Genomic DNA, 22514 nt, shown 5'->3' with positions numbered 1-22514 from the left:
ACCCCGCGCAGGGCCGGCGCGCGGCCCTGCGCCGTCGACGAGGAGCAGCCGGCGGCGCGGCGCGACGGGGGCGCCGGCTCATCGGCCGGGGGCGGGGATGACCTTGAGCGGCACGCGGGTGCCGCCGCGATCCACCTCGATCACGACCTCGCGGCCCGGCTCGAGATCGCCGAGCGCGAACATGAAGTCGTGGATGTTGGTGACCGCGTGGGCGCCGATGCGCACGATCACGTCCCCCGCCTGCATCCCGGCGCGGGAGGCCGGCGCGTCGGGGCGCACGCCCGTGAGCTTCACGCCGGGCCCCTGGTACACGTAGTCCGGCAGCGTGCCGAGCGACGCCCGGAAGCCGCCGCGCCCGCTGCGGTGAGGATCGGCGGGCGGATCGGTGAAGGCCATCCGCGCGTCGCGCTGCGACAGGGCGAGCGCCATCCGCGCCGCGAGCACCGCGCAGCGCGAGACGCCGGCGACGTTGATCTTGTCCGCCGTGTCGCTCGGCCGGTGGTAGTCCTCGTGGGCGCCCGTGAACAGGAAGGCGACCGGGACGCGCGACGCGGTGAACGACGTGTGATCGCTCGCGCCGAACCCCTCGGCGCCGAACTCGAGCGCGAGGCCGAGCCCGCGGGCGGCGTCGTCCACGATCGGCTTCCAGTCGGGCGAGGTGCCGAGGCCGTCGACGAGGAGCTTGTCCTTCTGCATCCGGCCCACCATGTCCGCGTTGATCATGGCGACGACGGGCTTGATCCCCCCGAGCGGCGCCGGCGGGTGATCGACGAAGTGGCGCGAGCCGATGGTGCCGATCTCCTCGGCGCCGAACGCGATGAACAGCAGGTTGCGGTCCGGCCGCGCGGGGAGCGAGGCGAACCGCCGCGCCACCTCCAGGAGCATCGCGGTCCCCGAGGCGTTGTCGTCGGCGCCCGGGTGCACCGCGTGCACGCCGGGCGCGCGCGAGTGCGCGTTGCCCCCGTGGCCGAGGTGATCGTAGTGCGCCCCGACGACGACGTACTCGCCGGCGTGAGGGGAGCCGTCCCGCGCCTTGAGCAGGCCGATCACGTTCGACGCCGGCGCCGTTCGGGGGGTGACCTGGGTCGTGATCTCGACGGTGATGCCGTCGAGCGGCTTCGGCGCAGGGGCCTTCACGGCGGCCTGCTTCGCGGCCGCGGGCTTCGCGGCCTCGGGCTTCGCCGGCGGCGCGAGCCCGGCCGTCGGGAAGAGCGCCCGGGCCGCGGAGCGCGTGATCATCACGGCCGGGATGCCCATGCTCGCGGCGTCGTCCGGCACCCGCGGGAGCTCGTCGCCCGCCGCGACCAGGATCACGCCGGCGGCCTTGTGCTCGCGGGCGGTGCGGAGCTTGTAGCGGACGCTGCCGAAGTCGCGGAGCGCGTCCGCCGGCCGCGGAGACGGCGCGTGATGCGGATCCGCGTGCGCTGCGCCGCCGTGCGGGCCCGCGTGCGCCGCACCGGCCTGCGCGGTCCCTGCGTGCGCCGCACCGGCCTGCGCGGTCCCTGCGTGCGCCGCACCGGCCTTCGCGGGCCCCACCTGCGCCTTCGCCTCGGCGCCGCCACCCAGCGTGGGCACGCCGTCGAGCACGATCGCGATCTTCCCCTCGATGTCGCGGCCGCCGTAGTCGTCCCAGGAGAGCGCCGCCGCGGTCACGCCATGGCCCACGAGCACCGCGGCCCCCGTGACCGTGCCGCTCGCGCTCCCGTCGGCCGTGACCAGCTTGCCGGCCTCGACGCTCTGCTTCCGGCCCGCGCGCTGCACCGCGAGCGCCGCCGGCGCCACGTCGGCGCCCACCCGCGCGTCGAACACCTGCCGGTACGCCTTCGCGTCGCTCCCCTCCCCGCCCAGCGGCGAGAGCTTGAGCTCGGCGAACCGGCGCGCGATGAAATCGGCCGCGAGCTCGGCCCCCGGCTCACCGGTACCGCGCCCCGCGAGCTCGGGCGACGCGAGGTACACGACGTCCGCCTTGATCCGCGCCTCCGCGGCGGGATCGAGGTCGATCGAGGCCGGCGCCGAAGGCGCCGCGGCGGCGGCCGGCGGCGAGGCCGGCGGCGCGGTCGCCCCGCGGGGCGGCGCGCAGGCCGCGAGCGCGGCGAGCAGGCCCGCGACGAAGCCGCAGCGGAGCCCCACCGCGCGCGCCGAGCGGCCCGCGGCGCGCTCGGCGCTCACCACGGCGCGGCCTTCTGCGCCGCGCGGACCAGCTCGAGCGCGCGGCGGCCGATGTACTCCTCCACGTCGGCGGGCGCGATGTGGCGGTCCTTCGCGAAGTCGAACTCGCGCGGCTTGCCGTCGCCGAACGTCACCCGGACGATCGCGGAGTCGCGCAGGAGCTCCAGCGCCAGGCTGAACTCACCGAACGCGATCCGGTGCTTGTCCGGCTCCTGCGAGAGCACGACGGGCTGCCCCTTCTCCTGCAGCTTTTCGTGCGCGAACTTCAGCGACTCGGCCCCCTGCGACACGGCCGACTCCGCGGCCGCGAGCGCCTCGGCGACCCGCTTCTTGTGCCGCGCGAGCTCTTCCGTCTCGCGCTCCGCCTTCGATTTCACGGCTTCGATGAGCTCATCACGCCAGGTAGCCACGATGCACCTCGGCGCGAACACTCTTCCGAAACGTGCGTTTTGTCCAGCCCGACACGCGCCGGACACCCGGCGCTCCAGCCAGCTCGATGCGCGCTGGACACCGCCTCGGCCGCGCAGCCCGAACAAAAACAGGAAGCCCGGGATCCCCGGGGAGGACGACCTCCCTCGAGAGCTCCCGGGCCTCCTGACCCCGGATCGCGCGGCCGAGCGTGGCGCGGCCGCGCGCCGGGCTGCGCGCCGCTACTGCACGTCGGCGCCCCCGGCCTTGGTGGCCGGGGCGAGCGCGCTCAGGTCCTCGGCCACGGTGGCCTTCGGGTTCATGAGCTCGTGGAACGCGCGCTTCGCGAGCGCGCCGGTCTCGCCCTGCTCGTGCCGCAGGGCCATGAGCACGCCCTTCTCCTTCATGAACTTGAGCGTCTCGATCGCGCCCTTCTTCTGCCCGCCGTCGCCGCTCTTGGCCGCCTGGTAGAGCCGGTAGCGCAGCACGACGCGGGTCTCGGAGTGCGGGCCGTTGTCGTACTTCAGGTTGTCGAACTGGGCCTGCAGCCGCTGCCGCGCCCACTCCTGCGGCGCGTCGGCGACCTTCACCCGCGTGATCGCCTCGGCGTTCGCGACGTACCGGTAGAGGTTGCCGCGCTTGAAGTCCTCGTCCGACCAGTAGCCGAACGCGCGGTAGTAGTGGTCCTTGAGGTCGTCGAGCGCCGCCTTGTCGAAGTCGGCGTACATCGCGACCGTCCGCGCCGCGGTGTCGCTCGTGCCGCCGAGGATGAGCGCGAGCGCCGCGGCGTTCCGGACCTCGACGTCCTTCAGCTTCTCGAAGAGCTGCCCCTGCACCCCCTCGTCGAAGCCGCCGATGCCGATGGCGCGCGCGATGGCCATGCGCACCCCGGGATCGACGTCGGCCACGAGCAGCGGGACGAGCTCGCCGGCCGCGCTCGGCACCGGGCGGAGCGCGAGCGCCGACGCGTAACAGGCGCCGATGAGCTGCTTGCGCGGCTCCGTCTTGCTCGCGAAGTCCTTCGCCTTCTTCGCCACCTCGAGCATCGCCTTGTCGTCGGCGCACCAGGCGAGCGCCTCGCACGCGGCCTGGCGGGCCTCCTCGTGCCACATCTCGTCCTCGATGAGCTTCGTCAGCGGCTCCACCGCGCGCGGGTCGCCCCACTCGGCGAGCCCCTGCGACGCGCCGTAGGCGACCGCGCGGAGCGCCATCCCCAGCATCGCGAGCCCCGCGCCCTGGAGCCCGTCCTGGGTGATGTCCATCTTCGGGTCCTTCTTCCGGTTGAGCTGATCGAGCAGCCGCGGGTAGGAGGGCTCGTCCTTCATGCGCCCGACGTAGCGGAGCGCGCTCTGCGCGGTCTCGAACGCCGCCGGGAACGGCGGCAGCTGCCCCTCCTTGGGGAGCGGGTCCGTCGGGAAGGCCCAGTCGCGCATGTCCTTCAGGATCTTCTCGGAGCGGATCGTGGCGAGGAAGCGCAGGCCGTTCGCGTGCGGCTGCGGGCGATCCTTGAGCCACAGGATGATCGGCGCCTCGGCCGACGCCTTGAGCTCGGCGCTCTTGTCTTCGTGGACCGTGGCGAGGTCGGCGAGCATGCGGGCGCCGACGACGCGCGGCAGGTCGGTGCGCGACAGGTGCCCGCCCTCGTCCGCCTCCCAGAACTTCTCGAGCTTGTAGAGCTTGAGCGGGTCGGCCAGCATCCGCTCGCCGATGTACTTGGCGCCGCGGATGTCGCCGACCTCGGCGAGCCGCGTCCCCGCCTCGCCCTGCCAGTGCAGCGGCGGCTTCTTGGCCTCGATCCACTTCACGAGCGGATCGGCCGACCGCGGATCGGCGAGCTCGCGCAGCATCTCCATGATCTGCTTCGTCTGGAACCAGGTCGTCTCCTCGGGGTCCTTCTTCACGCTCTCGAGGGCGAGGACGAGCCCCTCGCCGCCGATGCCGTCGCGCAGCGCCTCGAGGAAGCGCTGGCGGCTGTCCTTGTCGGCGTTCGACAGCGCCTCGAGGAGCGGGGCGCGCGCCGCCTCGTCGCCGATCCGCCCGAGGCCGTTCGCGGCCTCGCGCGCGACCTCGACGTCCTTGTCCTTCACCAGCGAGATCAGCGCGCTCGTCCACTTGGACTCGGCGTTGCGCGACAGGACCGTCGCGACGAGCTGCCGCACCGACGGGCTCTCGTCGGTCGCGAGCTTCGCGAGCTCCTCGAGCGACACGAGGCCGGCGAGCTTCTCGGGCTCGAAGGCCATGCCGCCGCCGAGCCGCTCGACCTTCGAGAGGAACCCCTTCCGGTACTGGTCCATCGCGTCCTTGAACGCGGCCGGCTCCTTGAGCTCGACGAGGGACCAGACGATCTGGGGCCGGTCGCTCTCGTCGGCGACCTTGAGCGCCTCGAGCAGCGCGGGCTTGGCGCCGTCGGCCTTGGGCGAGCCGTAGTAGGCGAGCACCTGCGCGGCGACGCCCTTCACGCGGTGGTCCGGGAGCGCGAGCGCCTTCGTCGCGAGCGCGACGCCCTCGGGGTCGCCGGCCCACGCGAGCTGCATGAGCGCCTCCTGCTGGAGCGACAGCTCGGCGCTCGAGGCGGCCCACGTGCGCCAGAGGGGCAGCTGGTCCTTCTTGGGCAGGACGAAGATGTTTTTCTTCTCCTTGGAGATGGCGTCGGCCGTCATCTTCTGGCTGTCCTGCTTGACGCCGAACCAGATGGCGCCCGCGGCGCCGAGCGCGAGGAGGAGGCCGACCACGATCGACACCGGGCTGAACCGGCCGCGCTTGAAGTTGCCGTCGTCCGCGAAGCCGCCGCCGCCGCCGCCGCCGGGCGCTGGCGGGGCTCCGGGCAGATCGCTGTCATCGGGGGGCCACTTGGCCGCCCATTTGACCGGAAGGAGCCCGGGCGGTGGGCGCCGTCCGCGCGGCCCCGTGGGATTTTCTCGTGAAAGATTCGGACGATCCAGCATGGTTCCTCCAGCGCGCGGGCGACGACGTGACCCGAACGGCGGTGGCAGCGCGCGGCGAGCCGCGCTGCGCCCCCGACCCCACCGGCGGCGGCGGCGGCGTCGCGCGGCGGGCCGCGCTGCGCCTCCGACCCCGGGCCGGGCGACGAAGCGCCCGGCCGGTCGAGGCGCCGGACCGTACCAGAGGCGCTCGGGCGTAGGCCCAAAGATTTGCTATGAAGCCCAGGCCCCCGATGGCCGAACCCGAGTTCAGTTCCGGTAAGATTCTCTACCCTGCAGTCGCGGTGCTCATCGCCCTGAGCGCGCTCTTCGGCCTTGCGATCCTGCCGCGGCTGTCGCCCGGGGTCGGGGGCATGGTCGGCGCGGCGGCCCCCGACGTGACGCTGCCGGTCGCGGCCAACGGCGACCCCGGCGCGCGCATGCAGCTCGCCGAGCTCAAGGGCCAGCCGGTGATCCTCGATTTCTGGGCCACCTGGTGCGGGCCCTGCGCGGTCCAGGCGCCGATCCTCGACCGGATCGCGCGCCGGTACGAGAAGAGGGGGCTCGTGGTGCTCGGCGTCAACGTGGATGACCCGCCCCACGTGGCCAGCGAATACGCCCTCAAGAAGGGCCTCTCGTATCCGATCCTCATCGACGACGCGAAGGAAGCGTCGGTCCGTTACGGGGTGGACAAGCTGCCGAGCCTCGTGGTGATCGACCGGCAGGGGAACGTCGCGGCGTACCTCACCGGCGTCGTCGACGAGGCGAGCCTCTCCGAGATCGTCGCTGCGACCCTCTGACCTCGCCCACGTGACACAGCGCTCCCGTCCCTTGCGCCTCGCGCTCGCGGCGCTCGCCGCGGCCATGCCGGCCTGCTCCTGCGGCGACGCCGATCGCGGCCGCGACGACGCCGCCGCGCCGCCCGCGGCGGGCCCCTCCGCGCCCGCGACCGGCCCCGCGGCCTCCGCTGGCTCTGCGGCCTCGGGTTCAGCCGGCGCGCCTCCGGCCGGTGGCGCGGCCGGCGCTCCTCCGGCGGACGGCGGCTCGGCGCCGCCGGCCGGGGATCCGATGGCGACGCACTACGAGGAGCGCGAAGATCTGGTGCGGCTCTTCTCGCTGAAGGAGCTCACGGCGCGCGAGCGCAGGTTCAAGAACCCCGAGCTCTTCCTGGAGAAGAACTTCGGCGGCGGCGCGCCGTCCCGCGTCAACCAGGGCAACAAGGCGCTCGCGCGGCACACGCGCTCGAAGGAGCAGTGTCTCGAGGGGCTCCGCGGCGTCGTCCTCCAGACCGAGGAGCAGCGCGCGCGCTGCGGCGGCCACGAGAACATGGTGCCCGTCTTCAAGCACGCGCGCGGGAAGCCGAAGCCGGCCGAGTTCTGCATCGACATCTTCGAGTTCCCCAACAAGCCGTGCGAGCTGCCGATGGTGTGGGCGGGCCCGACGCAGGCGGCGGCCGTGTGCAGCCTGCAGGGCAAGCGCCTCTGCACCGAGGACGAGTGGAGCCTCGCGTGCCGCGGCGACCCGGAGGGCGGCCAGCCGAGGACGTACGCCTACGGCGACGAGCTCGATCTCGCCATCTGCCACACGCAGGCGCGGCATCGCGCGATCGACGGCACGCCCTGCGACGCCGACACGGCGCGCTCCGCCTACGAGACCTGCGCGACCGACACCGAGCCGGCGGGCGCTTACCCGGCGTGCCGCTCCCGGTTCGGGGTCTTCGATCAGCACGGCAATGTGGCCGAGATCATGACCCGCCGCGACCGGGACGACGGCGAGCAGTACAGCCAGCTCAAGGGGAGCGCCTGGTTCTACGTCGAGGTCGCCCGCGCGCACGACGCGCCCCGGCCGAAGGACAGGGAGACGTACCCCGACCACTGCTCCTACAGCCCGCGCTGGCACGTGGAGCCGATGGAGAACGCGTGGCACGTGAATTACCACCTCGGTTTCAGGTGCTGTAAGACCGTCCGCTGACGCGCCCCTCCCGGCGCCAGCCGCCGCGGCGCTGCAGCGCCGCGTCGCACGCCCGCGCCGACAATCCGCCCGCGTGGGCGCGGAACCGCGAACGACACACCTCGGCGGCGACCGAAAGCGGTGTGGTTCTCGGTGCTTCCAGATACGGCTCAAGAAAATGCACTCCAGAGGTCACAATCGATCTCAATCTCATGTGTCCACTCGGCATCTTTTCTCTCGCGAAGACGCGATTGGATTGCTATCCGTATCGACATGATGAAGAGAGCCAGTCTACTCGGGCTGTTCAGCGTGGTCTCCGTCACGGGTCTGTCGTTCGGGTGCAATCATGAAGAGCCGGTCGGCGGCAGCTCGCAGGCCCTCGTCGCCGAGTGCGTCGACCCGGGCGACGCGATCCCGGAGGGTGAGTGGGTGTGCGGCGAGGAGCGGGTCGCCGAGTGCGCGACGCACCGGGGCGCGTACGTCGAGACCATCTATGCGCAGCTCTCGGAGGGCACCTGCGTTGATGTCACGGTGGCGGTCTCCGCGGAGGGGCCGTTCGCCCTCGGGACGCACGAGATCTCCGTGACCGCGGAGGCGGAGGGCGCGCCGCTCTCGCTCTGCGCCTCGGAGCTCGTGGTCGTTGACACGATCGCGCCGGTGCTCTCGGACAGGCGCCCTGAGCTCTGGCCGCCGAACCACTCGTTCCACACCCTCTCGGTGGACGACTGCGTGGAGATGGACGACGCCTGTGACGACGACGTCGAGGTGACGTTCACCTACGCCGCGAGCGACGAGCCACGGAACGACACGGGCGACGGCAACACCGACGTGGACATCATGAACCTCGGCTGCGGCTCGGTGGACCTCCTGGCGGAGCGGAAGGGCAACGGCGACGCGCGCGTCTACACCCTCGGCGTCCGGGCGGTCGACGCGTCAGGCAACGTGACCGAGGGCGAGTGCCACGTGATCGTGCCCCACGATCAGGGCGGCAAGGTGCCGGTCGACAGCGGGATCGCCTACCGGGAGGAGGCGCCAGCCTGCGACTGAGGCGCGCGGCTGGATCGCGCCCGCGCCCGGGGGTAGCCTTGCCCCTCGATGCAAGCGCTGGCTCAGCGTGCGCGGGTCACGCGAGGCACGTCCGGTGAGAGCCGCTGGGAGCTCGCGACCCGGCCCCCGGCGACGCGGCTCCGCCCCTACATCCGCGACTACAGCGGCTACACGGAGGAGGCGCCACGGCCGCTGCGGCGGGTCGAGTTCCCGGTGCCGCAGGTCGTCGTCATCATCGAGTTCGGACCGCCGATTCGCGTGTTCGGCGCCGGGGGCGACGGCCGCCACGCCCTGTACCCGGGCGGGTTCGTCGCCGGGCTCGACGACACCTTCACGCTGACCGAGCACGACGGGTTCCAGCGCGGGCTCCAGGTGAACCTCACGCCCATCGGCGCGCGGCTCTTCTTCGGCGTGCCGATGGCGGAGCTCACCGGGCGCGTTGTCTCGGCCCGCGATCTCCTGCCCAGAAAGCACGGCCGCCTGGCGGAGCGCCTCGAGGAGCTCCCCACGTGGGACGCGCGCTTCGACCTGATCGAGCGCGCGCTCGGCGAGCGCGTCGACGAGGCGCGGCACGAGCTCGGCGTGGTGCCGTGGGCGGTGCGGCGGATCGAGGAGCGCGGGGGCGCGGTCGACATGCGGGCGCTCGCGCGCGAGCTCGGCTACAGCCAGAAGCACGTGATCGATCTGTTCCGCGAGAACGTCGGCGTCCCCCCCAAGCTCCTCGCCCGGCTCGTGCGCTTCGACCGGCTGGTGCAGCACCTCAAGGCGGGCGCCTCGGGGACCTGGGCGGAGCTCGCGCAGCGGTTCGGCTACTACGACCAGGCGCACCTCGCGCGCGACGTGAAGCAGTTCACCGGGACGACCCCGACCCGGGCCCGCGCCGCGCTGATCGACCTCACCGGCATGAGCCCCTGAGCCCTCGTCGCGGCGGCCTTCGCGCGTCCAGCGGCCGCCCCAGCCCTGACCGCACTCCATGCGGCCAGAACGAGCTAGTGCGAGCGGCAAATCCGCACTCCGAAATACGTGGGTCCCCACGCAACCGTGCCCGGTTCGAGCTCCGGCGGCGCCAGATCCGAGAACGCGACGTCCGCACACACGAGCCAGATCGACGGCGACCTCTCGACCGTGAGCTGGCGCGCAACGGCAGAGATCTCGATCAGATTGTGCATCGGAAACACGCCGGCCGCGAGCGGGGCCTCCTCCTGATCGAACGGCAGCCGCACCAGGTACACGTCCTTGACCCCCCACGGCACCTCCGAGCGCGCCACCTCCGCGCCGGCCGCGATAGCCCCGCCGCGTTCGTCGCTCGCAAGCCGCGCGCAGAGCCACGCGATCACAGCGTCCTTTCGTGGGTCGACATCCAAATGCAGCTCCGATCGCGATAGGACCGGAGCATCGTGAAGTCTGCCCGCCGTCGCGACCCGCGTCTCCTCCGCGAGCTCGACGAGCGCGACACCCCGGTCCGTGGGCGTGCGGCGGCGCAGGGCGGCAGCAGCGGCGGCGCGCACGCGCGCGTCGCTGTCGCGCAGGCGCGCCCGAGCGAGATCGACGGCGCTCGCGTCGTCACCGAGGAGCTCCAGCGCCGCGGCGCGGAGCGCGGGGCTGGGATCGTCAATCCGGGCGATGACCGCGGCGCGGTGCTGACCCTGGGCCCAGAGGAGCCTCGCGGCCGGGAGCCTCAGCGCATCGAGCTCCTGGACGTCGTCCAGCATCCCGAGGAGGGTATCCACGGGCGCGTCCGTGGGCGCCAGCGACTCCAGCGCGACCCGGGTCACCTCGGCGGCGTAGTCGCCTCGCTCCACGAGGGCGCGCAGCCGGCCCGCCAGCTCCGGCCGGCCGGCGATCGCCCGCGCCGCCGCGAGCTGCGCCGGATCCCCGTCCATGTCCGAGGGCTCGCCCAGCGTGGCGGCGATCCGCTCCACGGAGCCCGCGTCTCGCGCGAGCGCCGTGATCGCCGCGGCGCGAACCGCGGCGGCGGGCTCGTCGAGGAGCTCCCGGATGCGCGGCGCCGCCGCCTCGTCCCCGGCCAGCGCCTCCGCCGCCGCGGCGCGCACGGCGCCGTCGCCGTCCCCGAGCCGTCGCAGGAGCACTTCCCGCGCGTCCGCCGTCCCGGCGACGGCCCTCACCGCAACCGCACGCCACCACGGGTCTGGATCGTCGAGCCGGCGCACGATCGCCTCATCCCGGGCGTCGCCGAGCGCGCTGGCCGCATCGGTCCGGACAAGCACATCGGGGTCGTCGAGCAGCGCGCGCACCCCCGCGACCGAGGAGGGATCCCGGGCCAGGTCGCGCAGCCTGCGCCGCCGCTCCGCACGCCGGGCCGGACGGAGGCGCGTGCGCAGCAGCGGGATCGACTCCGGATCGTCGCGCAGCGCCTGCATCGCGGCTGGTCCAACCGGGGAGGGCGCATCGATGTGCCGCCGGAGCAGCGAAAGCGCCGGCGGGTATCGACCGAGGACCTCGATGGCGGCCCGGCGGACGTGGGGATCCGGATCTCCAAGGCAGGGCATGACGCTGTCGAACAGCGCATCCTGACGCGCGAGGCTGCTCACGGCGCGCGCCCGCACGAACGGCGCGGCGTCCTCGAGCAGGGCCCGACGCGCCGCGACGGACGCCGCGTCGTCCCGCAGAGCGGACGCGGCCACCCCGCGGAGCGCCGGGCTCGGATCGGACAGCAGCGCTCGGACCATCTCCTCCTCGCCGGCACGCAGGGTCTCCACGATCGCCACGCGCACCGATGTGTGTTCGCTCGCGTCCGCGAGCCGCCCTGCCCTCACCTGCCTCGCCATCGCATCGAAGCCGAGCACGGACACCGCTGCCGCCCGGACGAGCGGCGACGGATCACGGGCCAGGTCGAGCAGCGCGCTCGCCGCCTCCGGATCGCGACGCAGCGCCCGCGCTGCCGACGCGCGAACCAGGGCGGCCTCGTGCGCGAGCAGAGCGCGCACATCGGGGCGCTGCTCCGGACGTGCCCAGAGGTCCTCGAGCACGAGGTCGCGGACATCACTCGCCAGCGCAGCGAGCCGACCCTTCACCTGCTCGACGACCGCCGGCTCTCTGACCAGCGCACGCACCAGCGCGCCCTCGAGCCGAGGCGCCTCCGGATCCACGCTAGGGTTCGGCAGCGGCGCCTCGAACGCCCGGCGCAGAGCGGGCGTGTACCTGGGATCGCCGGCGAGCAACGTCGCCGCCGCCGCGCGCACGCCGCACGACGGGTCACTCGCCAGGAGGTGCGCCGCGATCGGTCGGGCCAGAGGATCCGCGCGCAGGCCGGCGACCGAGGCGGCGCGCACCTCGTGCTGCGCCGCGGTCACGCCCTGGCGCAACACCGGCAGGTTGCTCGGCGCGAGCGCCACGGCGAGGAGGGCCGCCTCGCGGATCGCGACAGGCTCCCCGGCGAGCGCGAGCTCCCGCAGCCGCTCCTGAGAGGCCCAGTCGTCCCTGAGCGCGTGGATGGCCGCCACGCTGACCTCCGCGTCGGACCAGCCCGAGGTCTCCCAGACGGCAATCATGGCATCTGACATGGCGGTCCGCCTCGCCTCCGGTCAGCGAAAGCCGAGGTGGACGGCCGGCCCCTGGTGCTGGCTCGCCCAGCCCCGGTCCGGCGGGCTGAAGTTTTGGCCGTTCACGGGTGGCACCTGGTGACTCTGCACCCCCAGGTTGGCCAGCATCTGGCTACAGTTGGGGCAAGGGATCCTGCTCGTCTGCCCCTGCTGAGCGGTGATGGACTGAATGGAACCGACGCAGTCGTTCCAATTCGGGTGCTGCGGGTTCATTGTATCCGGAGGGATGCCGTTCGCGTGCTCGTAGTTTCGGATGTAGTTGGTCATCGCCCACGGCTCCGCGCAGTAGTGCGGCAGCGCGTCGGCTTGGCCTCTGGCCGAGACACCGTTATACACGGGCACCACCGCATCCTGGACCGCAGGGTGCAGCTGGCCGGGCAGGCGCTCTCCGCCGCCGTAATGCCGCTGCCCTGACCGCACGTCCGCCGACGAGCCGAAAGGCCCGTTGGAGTACGGCCCCTGGACGCTCGCACGGACCGGCGCGAGCCCGTCGGGATCGATCATCGCGAGGGGCCGGTTGCTCGCGTACCCGAACGGGCGAAGCCCGCCTGCGAGCCCGAGCGGATCAGGGCTGATGTACCGGCCTATCTCGGGGTCATAATACCGGTAGCGGTTGTAGACGACGCCGGTCTCGTCATCCGCGTATTGTCCCGGGAAGCGGAGGGGCGTCGTCGCCTGGCCGGGCTCTCCAGCGTCGAGCTGCCCCCAGACGCTGCGATGGATGCGGCCCAGGACCTCGCCTTGCCCAGACACCAGAGCTCGAGGATGCCCGACCGGATCGTTGACATAGTGAACCCAGCCGCCCTCCGCGCGCTCGCCCGACGCGAGCACCTGCGCGTCGCGGTGCGCGAGCGGCGCGTGGCTGCGCGGCAAGAAGCAGTACGTACGCTCATGGACGACCGTGTTGCCATGCGTGTCCGCAGCCTCCCGCACCTCGTGCACCACGGTGTCGCCGTCCCATACGAACCGGGTGGCGCGCGCCGCCTCGCCGCGGCGCCTGATGCGCTTCTCCACGCGCCGCGCGAACGCGTCATACACGAACTCGATCACAGCGCCGTCATCGAACTCGACCGCCTCGAGGAGGCCTCTGGCGTTCCAGCGGTAACGGCACAGGGAGCGCCCGCGCTCTGCGGTGCGCCTCTTCTCTATCAGCCGTGCGTCAGCGTCGTAGCGATACTCCACGTCCCCGCGGCGGATCAGCTTGCCGCCCAGCTCGTAGCGCCGGGGCTGCGCCGGGGGACCGGCCTCGTGGACGTTCTCCGCCGTGTCGTAGCCGAAGAGCTCGGCGCGCGCGCGCTGAGGCACCCGCGACAGGACCTGCGAGACCGGATCGTACGTGTACCCCGTGCGCCCCTCGACGAGCCCCCACTCCTCCTGAAGGTCGCCCGCGGACGTGTACGCGTGATAATGCTCTTCCGTGAGCCCAGGTGGCCTGGGACCGGCCCAGGCAGGCTCGCCTGCGCGCGGCTGGCCCGCGGGGCGGAATACCCGCTGGTGCGTGATGCGCCCGATCGTATCGCAGGCGCTCTGGATGAGGCCACCGCCAGGCAGCGCGCGCCGCACCTCGAAGCCGCGCCTGTCCCAGCCGATCTCCACGGCTTCCGTGTCGCCCAGGAGGACGCGCGTCGGCTGGCCCATCGGATCGTAGACCATGCTCTCGACGTATCCTAAGGAGGTGCTCCTGCGCGTGCGATGTCCGGCCGCATCGTAGGCGCTCTCGACGACGTAGCTACGGCCGTTCACCCGGTGCAGCTCTGCAGCCAGCCGTCCGCGGCCATCATATCTGAACACCGTCTCGGACACGGAGGACTCTGCCCACAGCAGGCGGCCCGCCGCGTCGTACTCGAACCGATCCGCCGTGCCGTCGGCGTAGGCCCGCTCGACGAGCCGCCCGACGAGGTCGTATTTGAGCTCGGTGATCTCGCCGGAGCCGCTCTCGCTCTGAACGATGCGTCCGAGCAGATCGTGTTTGTATCGGATAGTTCGACCGTCGAAGGTCCGCTCCTCGACGATCCGCCCCGCGGGGCTGCGCATGAGGACGTGCTCTTCACCTGAGCCATGGATGACCCGAAGCAGATCGCCCTCGCGATCGTAACGGAAGCGCACTCGAGCTCCGTCGGGACGGCAGACTTTGTGGACGACCATCCCCGACCAGGCGAGCTCGCAACGGCGACCCATCGGATCGGTCACGGCGGCGAGCCGCCCATCCTCGTCGTAGTCGTAGCCAATCGTCCCTCCGTCGGGGAGCCGGATCAGGCGCAGCTCCTTGCATGGTCCGTACACGTAGCGTGTGGTGCCGCCACGCTCGTCCGTGAAGCCCAGCACCTGCCCGAGGTAGTCGTACTCGATGAATCTCCTTCCGCCGTCCGGCTCCGTGACGACGACGCGATTACCGAGCGCGTCGTACTCCATCCTGGTGGTGGCGCCGTCCGGCAGCGTGGCCTCGATAGGTAAGCCACGACCGTCCCGCTTGTATACGATGACGTTCCCGCCCGGGCCGTCTACCGCCAAGAGTTTTCCGCCACTATTGTACTCAAAATGAAACTCGGTGCCGACAGGATCGGTGATCGACGTGAGCAGTCCACGTTCGTTGTAGGTGTACTCCTGTACGGCGCCAAGCGGGTCGATCTCGCGGACGACCCGCCCGAACACGTCGCGATTCCAGCGCCAACTTGCTCCTGTGGGATCCGTGTACGAGGTGAGCTTGCCGATGGAATCGAACGTGTTGGTGTGCACCCCGGGACCCCAAACGGCCTTCTCCAGCTTCCCGTGCTCATTGCCGGAGTACCGCTTCACGTCACGCGATGTGACGAGCTCGACGTAGCCGTCGCCGCCGTGTTCCACCTTGCAGTGGAGCATGCCTTTCGCGCGCGTCACGCCGTCGGCCAGAAACGCCGGCACCCTCTCGTCGAGCGCGTCCGTGTACCCAGGAGCCTCTGTCCAGGTCTCCACGCAGCGATGCTGCGCGTCGTACCGGTAGCGGACGAGAAGGCCGCTCGGGTAAACGAGCGACGTGAGCCGCCCATCGTCGTACGAGTAAGAGACGGAGCGCCCGGCGGCGTCCTCCGCGGCCACGAGGTGACCAGACGAGTCGTATCGATAACGACGAAACGCCACCCACTGGCCCTGGTGTGGGCTGTTCTTCACCTCGAAAGCGGCGATGCGACCATCGGCGTGCCTGCGCACGCGAACCGTGCGCTTTACGCTGTCGATGATGGACGAGAGGCGACCGTCGGTGTAGGCGAGGTCGATGCTGTTGCCGCTGGGGTCGACCATGCGCGACAGGACGTACCGCGCGCCTCTCGCCTGGGTACCCGAGAAGATGAGCACGTCGCCCGTCTCGATGACGAGCGTGTAGCCCGAGTCGTGGCGCGTGAGCACACCGCGGCTCAGCACGACGCTCTCACCCATGGCGGGGAGGGGCGCCCGGGTGTGCGTCCCCTCGGGGTTGTAGAGCAGGAGCGTGCGGCGCCGCGGCTCGATCTCCCAGGCGAGCGAGTGCGCCCAGCCCCGGCCGAGGCCGACGTCGCGATCGCGCGCGGTGCTGCTGTAGGTTCGTTTGATCACGAGCGGCAGCGGCCCTGGGAGCGCAAGATCGACCGCAGGGACCGTGTAGACACGGCCGGTCACCGGGTCGATGGGGTCGCCGGCGTGTGTGCCGCCCCCGCCGCCGTGGGACGGGTTGGGACAGCCGGCCCCGCTGCCAGGACCGCACGATCCGGCGCCCTTGCCGCCCCCTTGCGCGTCGTTCCCTCCATTGCCACCGCCGGCTTCTTGCCCATTGCCGCTGCCGCTCCCGCCGCGGCCATTGCCCCCCCCACCTCCGCCCCCGCCGCCCATGATCCACACACCGGGGTTCATGCCAGGGATTGCGGGGATGTTCGGGACCGGAGCGGTGCGCGCCATGGGCGCATTGTCGACTACCCCCAGGCCGCGTCAAGCGTCCCGCATCGGCGCTGGAGACGAAGGTGATCGGCGAGAGGCGGTCCCCCTCGCGCGTTCATCACGGCCACCAGCGCCCTCCGCGCCCCCGCCCCTTTGTCGCTCTCTCACTGGCCCCCTGACCCGCCCGCCGCCCCGATCAGCGTCCTGAGGAGCAGCGGCATCCTCCGCGCGTCGCAAGGCGTCTTCACCGCCCACCCCGCCACGACCGCGCTCAGCTGGCATATCCCCTGTTGCGGCAGGAGATCCATCGAGTAGAGGTCGAGCCCGTCCTCGTGCAGGAGCCGCTTCGCGCGCGAGGAACGTTCTGCCACCTGAGACGAGCGGCGCTTCGCCCTTAGCCTCGCCTCGACACCGCCCCGTCAGGCGCTGGCCCGGGGCGACGCTGCCGCCCCCCCGCCGTGTTGGACGCTGAAGCTTCCGAAGGCGGCCGGTCGGGCCCGCGTAGGGCCACAGCGGAAGAGGACCCAGGGCGGCTCTTCTTCGGCGTGCCGATGGCGGAGCTCACCGGGCGCGTGATCTCGGCCCGCGATCTCCTGCCCAGAAAGCACGGCCGCCTGGCCGAGCGCCTCGAAGAGCTCCCCACGTGGGACGCGCGCTTCGACCTGATCGAGCGCGCGCTCGGCGAGCGCGTCGACGAGGCGCGGCACGAGCTCGGCGTTGTGCCGTGGGCGGTGCGGCGGATCGAGGAGCGCGGGGGCGCGGTCGACATGCGGGCGCTCGCGCGCGAGCTCGGCTACAGCCAGAAGCACGTGATCGACCTGTTCCGCGAGAACGTCGGCGTCCCGCCCAAGCTCCTCGCCCGGCTCGTGCGCTTCGACAGGCTGGTGCAGCACCTCAAGGCGGGCGCCTCGGGGACCTGGGCGGAGCTCGCGCAGCGGTTCGGCTACTACGACCAGGCGCACCTCGCGCGCGACGTGAAGCAGTTCACCGGGACGACCCCGACCCGGGCCCGCGCCGCGCTGATCGACCTCACCGGCATGAGCCCCTGAGCCCTCGTCGCGGCGGCCTTCGCGCGTCCATCACGGCCACCTGCGCCTTCCGGGCCACCGCCCGCTGCCCAGTTCGCCGGCGCCCGCAGGCTCTGCGGAGTGCGCGTGACATCTCGCAGGTCACGCCTGCGGCGCGCGCGCTCGCGCTGGGGAGGGGCGTCACACCGTCGCTAGGGTCCGCGCGGCGGCCGCGGCTCCGGCTCGCCGGCGGTCACGGTCCTCGGCGGCGGGGTCCGCGGCCGCGCCGTCGGTCCCGCGTCCGCCGGCCCCGCGTCCGCCGTCGCGCCTGCTGTCTGACCTGTCGTGGTGAATCGATCGATGACGAGCGCGACCGCCGCGAACGGCGCCAGCACGAGGATAGCTATCAGCGCGCGAGCTGCCGTCGAGGCCCTGGCTCTGCCTCGGTGTCGTGGGGGCGGGGCCCTGCCGGCCCCGGCCGCGGGCAAGGTGGTAGCGGCGGGGGACGTGTCGAGTGTCCTCTCCGTGCGTGCCGTGTGCGCCGGCCGCGTCGGCGCGGTCGTGTCCATCAGCGTGGGTGCAGTGGTCCTGTACGTGAAATCTGCGACGGCGGCCCGGATGGCGAGCGTGACGGCGGTCCACGCCTCGCTCTCGCGCTTCCACGACATCACGGGGACGCGGTTCGCGGGCAGCGGCGCCAGAGCCGAGAACGGCGTGCCCTCCCAGTCGCACGCGTCGAGGAGGATGGGGATGAGCCGCGCCCGCCCGGCGTTGTGGCGCCCCAGCGCCCGTTCCATCTCTCGCCACTGCGCGTCGCCGGCGAGGTAATCGACGCTGATGAGAAGGACGATGAGGTGAGCCGCGTCGAGGCGGACCGCGAGCTCGGCGTCCCGATCGCTGCCGACCCCGATGCGCCCGGTATGCCAGGTGCGGATTTTCCCTTCGCGCTTCAGGGCCGACAGATGTTTTCTGAGCACGTCCTTCTGCCTCTCGTTCGCGGCTGCGTACGAGATGAAGACGTCAATCGGGACAGGCACGGGAAACACGAGGAGAGCGTATCAGCAAGACGCCAGGCGGACGAGCGGAGCGGCCTTTGATCAGACCCTTTCCTTGCCGTCCAGATCCTGGCGAGTCTGTACATCGAGGAACGCTGTCTCCGAGGTGCAGGTCTTGGCCTCCGGGATCCGTCCTGCACGCGGATGGTATCGTCCGTCATCCTCCCCTTGCAGGTCGGACACTCGAGGACATCGAGCGCGAACGTGCGGCGCAGAAGCTCGGCCCACGGTCGACGATCGCCGAGAACGCGGGCATCCTCTACATCATCCCGCAGTCGTCGACGCCCGGCGCGATGCCCGTGCTGCCGAACCGCTGGGAGCTGGGCCTCAGCGACCTCGGCGAGACGACGGACCTTCATTGACCGACCGCGAGCCGTCCGCTACTATCCCGTCGATGATGAAGTTCTCCGTGTTCCTGCTCGGCTGAGCGCCGCATCCCGGCGCTCATGGGTCGTCCGCGACGCGCGCGTCGTGTGCCTTGAGCTGGAACAACAGGAGACTTCAGATGCCTCATCATGATTTCGCGCTGTCCGCAGCGCAGCTCGAACAGTTCGTCCACGATGGCTTCGTTCGGATCGACGAAGCTTTCCCCCGTGAGCTCGCCGACGCATGTCGTCGAGTCTTGTGGCTCGCCACCGGGTGTGCGGAGGACGCGCCCTCCACCTGGACGCGCCCCGTCGTGCGTATCGGCGAGATCCCGAACCCGCTCTTCCGTGAGGCGGCCAATACACCGAAGCTGCACGCGGCCTACGACGCGCTCGTGGGGCCTGGACGCTGGATGCCTCGCGGCAGCCTCGGCACATTCCCGATCCGCTTCCCCTCGCCAGACGATCCGGGCGACTGCGGCTGGCACATCGATGTGAGCTTCGGAACGGAGGGCGAGCCGGACTTCCTCAAGTGGCGGGCCAACGTGGCGTCGAAGGGGCGTGCGCTCCTCATGCTCTTCCTCTTCTCCGACGTCGGTGACCAAGATGCACCGACGCGTCTTCGCGTTGGTTCGCACTTCGACATCGTCCGAAGGCTCGAACCTCACGGAGCGGAGGGGCTGACCCTCGGCGAGCTCGCCAGCACCGACTTCGCCGAGTCGTCGCACCGCCCCGAGGCCGTCGCGACTGGACCGGCTGGCACGGTGTACCTGTGTCACCCGTTCCTCGTTCACGCGGCACAGCCCCTCCTGCGTGGCGACCGGCCTAGATTCCTCGCGCAACCTCCCTTGCTGCCGAGGGAACCGCTCGACCCGTGGCGCGACGACGCCTCTCCGGTGGAGCGTGCGATTCGGATGGCGCTCGTTCGCCCCTGAGAGCCTGTCCCTGACCCACGGCGCGCCATCGAGTTTCTGCACGACGATTCGTTCACTGCCACGTTCACAATGTGGACGCGCCGGTGGCTGCTGCCGATGAGCAGCTCCGTCAGCATGGTTGTACAATCGGACAACGGCTGCGATGAGCTCCTCCCCATGAAGCGACTTTCGTGCGAAGACCTGCGGCCTTGCCGATGCTGGTTCGCTCTCGACTGCTGATCCTGGCCGCCGCCCTCCTCTGGTCGACCGGAGGGGCGGCTATCAAGCTGAGCTCCCTCGGCGCGTGGCAGGTCGCCTGCGGGCGATCGCTCATCGCCGCCGTCGTGCTCGGCCTGGCGATGCCGAGGGCCCGCCGCGTCCCGTCATGGCGCTCGTTCGGCGCGGCGGCGGCGAATGCGGCGACCATGGTGCTGTTCGTTCAATCGACCAAGCTGACCTCGGCAGCGAACGCCATCTTCCTCCAGTCGACCGCTCCTCTCTATGTGCTGCTGCTCAGCCCGTGGCTGCTGCGGGAGCAGCCCTCACGCGGTGAGAAGCTCGCGGTGCCGATCTTCGTGCTGGGCCTGGGGCTCTTCTTCCTGGACCAGCTCTCGGCGGGACAGCTCCTGGGCAACCTCCTGGCGCTCCTCAGCGGGCTCGCCTTCGCGCTCTCCATCATGGGGCTCCGGGCGGCCCAGGACGACAACCCCGTGGTGCTCGTCTGGAGCAACGTCCTCGCTGGCCTCGGAACACTGCCGCTTGCGCTGGGCAGCGCGACCCTTCCAGGGGCGCTCGACGTCGGGCTCCTGGTGTTCCTGGGAGCAGTGCAGATCGGGCTGTCCTACGCCCTCTTCGGCCGAGGCATGCGCCACACGCCGGCCGTCGAGGCGTCGCTGCTCGTGCTGGTGGAGCCGGTGCTCAACCCCGTGTGGACGCTCCTCTTCGTCGGTGAACGGCCCGGCGCCTGGTCGATGGCGGGCGGCGCCGTCATCCTCGGCGCGACCGCGTGGCGGACCCTGCAGGCTGCGCGCGCGGCCGCCGCAGAGGGCCCGCTGCGCCCGCAGAGCTCGAAGTAGCGCAGCATCGCCCCGGCTGCGCCGCCAGAGCCGCCTCCCCGCGCGCGGCCGCAGGCGAGCTCGCCGCGATCTCACGCCGGCACACGGCGTGCATTGCGCTCAGCCCAAGGCGCGCGTCGAGCTCCTGTCCGTGACCGCGACGCGCTTTGCCACCGCATGACCTCTCGGCGCTCCGCTCCGCGCCTCGCGAGGATGTCTCATTCGACCTCCCGGGCCGGGCTCGGCGGGTCCAACCCCCATGTCACGCAAGGAGAAGCCCATGTTCGCATCGTTACACCGCTCGAAGCCCCGCGCTTTCTTCCAGGCCCTCGGAGCCGTGTCGCTCGTCGCCGCGACGGCGGGGCTCAGCGCGCCGGCTCAAGGCGCACAGCTGAACGTCGATGAATACGAGGATCAGATCCGGAGCCGCTTCGGAAGCACGAAGGGCTATTCCACGACGCTCGTCCGCACGACCGGGTTCCGCTACGGCGTGTCCGGAGGAGCGGCGACCCACTCCGATGCGATGACCTGGAATGTCCTCGCGAACGTGGGCAGCGCGACCAAGATGGTCGGCGGGCTCTTGCTCGTGAAGGTGCTGGAGGAGCAAGGGAAGAGCACCCCGCAGGTGCTCAGCTTCCTCGACAACGAGATCCGCCACTACCTGCCCTCGGTGGTGAAGAACGCGCTCCCGGTCGAGAACCGGAAGATCACGTTCCGCGATCTCCTCCAGCACAAATCCGGCATCCGAGGAGGGGATCCGGCGAACCCCTTCGTTCAGCTCCTGGTCCCCGTGGAGGACAGCGACTACGGCGTCCGGAGCTACCACAACATCAACAGCAAGCTGCTCACGTACCTGGTCCCGATCGTCGGGAACCCGGCCAACCTGCCGGCGATCAACAACGCCGTCGCGAACAACGGGTGGAGCGCGACGGGAAACGACATCATCCAGGCCATGGGTTGGTGGTACGAGACGTTCGTCCGCTACTACATCTTCGACCCGGTCGACCCCGACCTCGCGGCCACCTGCGACCCGGATCCGGACGCCCTCGGCACCCTGGTCAACGGGTGGACGATCGCGGGGGCGTACACCACGAAGACCGATCCGTACGCCGGCGTCATCTACAACTCGAAGCTCCTCGCCGGGCACTGCAAGGCGCAGGGCGGCTGGTACTACTCGTCGAAGGCGTTCGCCTCGATCTTCCAGTACCTCGGGCACAGCAGCGGGTTCATCAGCCCCTCGACCTACGACGCGCTCTATTCGCCCACGGGCTCCTCGGCGACGCGGAACAATCGGCTCGTCTGGTCCAGCGAGATCGCGAGCGCGAAGCTCGAGGACCTCTACGGCTGGAAGGCGAGCCCCTACCATGGCGGCTCGCACCCGGTGGACCGCAGCGGGAGCGTCCCGAGCGCCTTCAGGACGACCCACGCCCGCTCCGCGGTCATCCGCCTGCCGTCGGGCTACCACGCCGTGGGCATCGTCAACTCCGGCGAGATGTCGTCGGGGGACATCGCCTCCGAGCTGAAGAACGCGTTCGCCAACGCCCTGGAGTAGACCTCGGACGAGGAAGGCAGGCACGAGGCCGCCTCGTGCCCGGCCACCTGGGCGAACCGCTCGAGCTTGCCTGGCAGAATGCCGCCCCGTCCCGCTGCGAGCGGGTAGTGCTCACATTGGCCCAGAGAGAATTCAGGTGAAGGAGAGAAGATCATTGATCTTCTCTTCCCGCCTTCCGACCTTCATGTTCAAATTTGAGCATTACCCGCGCGCGAGGGGGGGCGTGAGCCCAGGGCGCACGGGGCGGCATTCGATGGCATGCGCCGGTGCGGCGCGACGCCCTCGCGGGGGCTTCGATTCAGGGCACCGGGAAGTATTCGATGTAAGCGCCGGTGTAGCGGTGCCAGGCGCCCGTGCTCGGCGTGACGGTGAAGCGCACATCGCTGCCGCCATAGCGGTTCGCCGGTCACGCAGGCCACCAGGGAGAGAGAGCGCATGCAGGCGAGGACGTGGGCGAGGTTCATGGTCGTCATGCTTCTCCTTGTCGTCTTTGGAGTGGGTGAGTCGGCTGGCGTGCCGATCGGGGTCGACGAGCGCCCATCGCAAGCGCGGTGCCGGAGCTCCGGCGCGCGCGCATGCGGCGCTCGCCGGCTGACCCTGCGCCCCGCTCGGGCGGCGCAACG

The 22514-nt window shown here is 71.3% G+C and carries 15 protein-coding genes; 8 read left to right on the top strand and 7 right to left on the bottom strand.

The features are described 5' to 3' along the window. Positions 1-78 precede the first annotated feature (78 nt). From WMF36_RS46545 to WMF36_RS46535, 3 genes are all read right to left on the bottom strand, one after another. Complete coding sequence (locus WMF36_RS46545) at positions 79-2169, bottom strand: M20/M25/M40 family metallo-hydrolase (protein WP_437577316.1); 2091 nt, start codon at positions 2167-2169, stop codon at positions 79-81. Then, complete coding sequence (locus WMF36_RS46540; protein WP_437577315.1) at positions 2166-2546, bottom strand: hypothetical protein; 381 nt, start codon at positions 2544-2546, stop codon at positions 2166-2168. Before WMF36_RS46540 ends, WMF36_RS46545 begins: the two co-directional genes overlap by 4 nt. A 273-nt stretch (positions 2547-2819) precedes the next feature. After that, positions 2820-5522 (bottom strand): HEAT repeat domain-containing protein, encoded by a 2703-nt coding sequence (locus WMF36_RS46535; RefSeq protein ID WP_437577314.1) that lies wholly within the window; start codon positions 5520-5522, stop codon positions 2820-2822. A gap of 212 nt (positions 5523-5734) precedes the next feature. On the opposite strand from WMF36_RS46535, the gene WMF36_RS46530 reads away from it, so the two are divergent. From WMF36_RS46530 to WMF36_RS46515, 4 genes are all read left to right on the top strand, one after another. Continuing rightward, positions 5735-6298 carry a TlpA family protein disulfide reductase gene (locus WMF36_RS46530; protein WP_437577313.1) on the top strand — a complete coding sequence of 188 codons (564 nt, stop codon included), beginning with the start codon at positions 5735-5737 and terminating at the stop codon, positions 6296-6298. Positions 6299-6308: 10 nt separating this feature from the next. Beyond that, positions 6309-7469: an SUMF1/EgtB/PvdO family nonheme iron enzyme gene (locus WMF36_RS46525; protein ID WP_437577312.1), complete on the top strand. Its 1161-nt coding sequence runs from the start codon at positions 6309-6311 to the stop codon at positions 7467-7469. Between the two features lie 252 nt (positions 7470-7721). Beyond that, the gene (locus WMF36_RS46520; protein WP_437577311.1) at positions 7722-8495 is read left to right on the top strand and encodes a hypothetical protein; all 774 of its coding nucleotides are present in this window, start codon (positions 7722-7724) and stop codon (positions 8493-8495) included. A 48-nt stretch (positions 8496-8543) separates the two neighbouring features. After that, the gene (locus WMF36_RS46515) at positions 8544-9410 is read left to right on the top strand and encodes a helix-turn-helix domain-containing protein (protein ID WP_437577310.1); all 867 of its coding nucleotides are present in this window, start codon (positions 8544-8546) and stop codon (positions 9408-9410) included. 74 nt (positions 9411-9484) lie between these two features. On the opposite strand, the gene WMF36_RS46510 is transcribed toward WMF36_RS46515, so the two are convergent. The 3 genes from WMF36_RS46510 to WMF36_RS46500 form a co-directional block, all read right to left on the bottom strand. Further along, positions 9485-12019: a HEAT repeat domain-containing protein gene (locus tag WMF36_RS46510; protein ID WP_437577309.1), complete on the bottom strand. Its 2535-nt coding sequence runs from the start codon at positions 12017-12019 to the stop codon at positions 9485-9487. A gap of 21 nt (positions 12020-12040) precedes the next feature. Next, positions 12041-15898, bottom strand: coding sequence for an RHS repeat-associated core domain-containing protein (locus WMF36_RS46505; RefSeq protein ID WP_437582051.1), 3858 nt, complete (start codon positions 15896-15898; stop codon positions 12041-12043). A gap of 209 nt (positions 15899-16107) precedes the next feature. Beyond that, positions 16108-16314, bottom strand: coding sequence for a hypothetical protein (locus tag WMF36_RS46500; protein WP_437577308.1), 207 nt, complete (start codon positions 16312-16314; stop codon positions 16108-16110). A gap of 180 nt (positions 16315-16494) precedes the next feature. On the opposite strand from WMF36_RS46500, the gene WMF36_RS46495 reads away from it, so the two are divergent. Next, the gene (locus WMF36_RS46495) at positions 16495-16992 is read left to right on the top strand and encodes a helix-turn-helix domain-containing protein (protein WP_437577307.1); all 498 of its coding nucleotides are present in this window, start codon (positions 16495-16497) and stop codon (positions 16990-16992) included. A gap of 170 nt (positions 16993-17162) precedes the next feature. Here WMF36_RS46495 and WMF36_RS46490 read toward each other — a convergent pair whose 3' ends face one another. Further along, positions 17163-17987, bottom strand: a complete 825-nt coding sequence (locus tag WMF36_RS46490; RefSeq protein ID WP_437577306.1) for a toll/interleukin-1 receptor domain-containing protein — start codon at positions 17985-17987, stop codon at positions 17163-17165. A 523-nt stretch (positions 17988-18510) separates the two neighbouring features. On the opposite strand from WMF36_RS46490, the gene WMF36_RS46485 reads away from it, so the two are divergent. The 3 genes from WMF36_RS46485 to WMF36_RS46475 all read left to right on the top strand — a co-directional run bounded on the left by WMF36_RS46485 (position 18511) and on the right by WMF36_RS46475 (position 21891). Then, entirely contained in the window at positions 18511-19305 is a 795-nt protein-coding gene (locus WMF36_RS46485; protein ID WP_437577305.1) for a phytanoyl-CoA dioxygenase, read from the top strand. Between the two features lie 194 nt (positions 19306-19499). Continuing rightward, positions 19500-20360, top strand: coding sequence for a DMT family transporter (locus tag WMF36_RS46480; protein WP_437577304.1), 861 nt, complete (start codon positions 19500-19502; stop codon positions 20358-20360). Positions 20361-20619: 259 nt separating this feature from the next. After that, positions 20620-21891: a serine hydrolase gene (locus tag WMF36_RS46475; RefSeq protein ID WP_437577303.1), complete on the top strand. Its 1272-nt coding sequence runs from the start codon at positions 20620-20622 to the stop codon at positions 21889-21891. Positions 21892-22514: the final 623 nt, after the last annotated feature.

It is taken from the genome of Sorangium sp. So ce887, from assembly GCF_051521455.1.
Taxonomy (GTDB): Bacteria; Myxococcota_A; Polyangia; order Polyangiales; family Polyangiaceae; genus Sorangium.
The sequence above is the reverse complement of the archived record's forward strand: the minus strand, read 5'-3'. Positions and strand labels throughout refer to the sequence as shown.

Bases quoted from the DNA above. Each gene is read 5' to 3' on its own strand.
- WMF36_RS46515 (WP_437577310.1), top strand. From the start codon at position 8,544: ATGCAAGCGCTGGCTCAGCGTGCGCGGGTCACGCGAGGCACGTCCGGT.
- WMF36_RS46495 (WP_437577307.1), top strand. From the start codon at position 16,495: ATGGCGGAGCTCACCGGGCGCGTGATCTCGGCCCGCGATCTCCTGCCC.
- WMF36_RS46480 (WP_437577304.1), top strand. From the start codon at position 19,500: ATGCTGGTTCGCTCTCGACTGCTGATCCTGGCCGCCGCCCTCCTCTGG.
- WMF36_RS46485 (WP_437577305.1), top strand. From the start codon at position 18,511: ATGCCTCATCATGATTTCGCGCTGTCCGCAGCGCAGCTCGAACAGTTC.
- WMF36_RS46510 (WP_437577309.1), bottom strand. From the start codon at position 12,019: ATGTCAGATGCCATGATTGCCGTCTGGGAGACCTCGGGCTGGTCCGAC.
- WMF36_RS46530 (WP_437577313.1), top strand. From the start codon at position 5,735: ATGAAGCCCAGGCCCCCGATGGCCGAACCCGAGTTCAGTTCCGGTAAG.
- WMF36_RS46535 (WP_437577314.1), bottom strand. From the start codon at position 5,522: ATGCTGGATCGTCCGAATCTTTCACGAGAAAATCCCACGGGGCCGCGC.
- WMF36_RS46505 (WP_437582051.1), bottom strand. From the start codon at position 15,898: ATGGGCGGCGGGGGCGGAGGTGGGGGGGGCAATGGCCGCGGCGGGAGC.
- WMF36_RS46520 (WP_437577311.1), top strand. From the start codon at position 7,722: ATGATGAAGAGAGCCAGTCTACTCGGGCTGTTCAGCGTGGTCTCCGTC.
- WMF36_RS46475 (WP_437577303.1), top strand. From the start codon at position 20,620: ATGTTCGCATCGTTACACCGCTCGAAGCCCCGCGCTTTCTTCCAGGCC.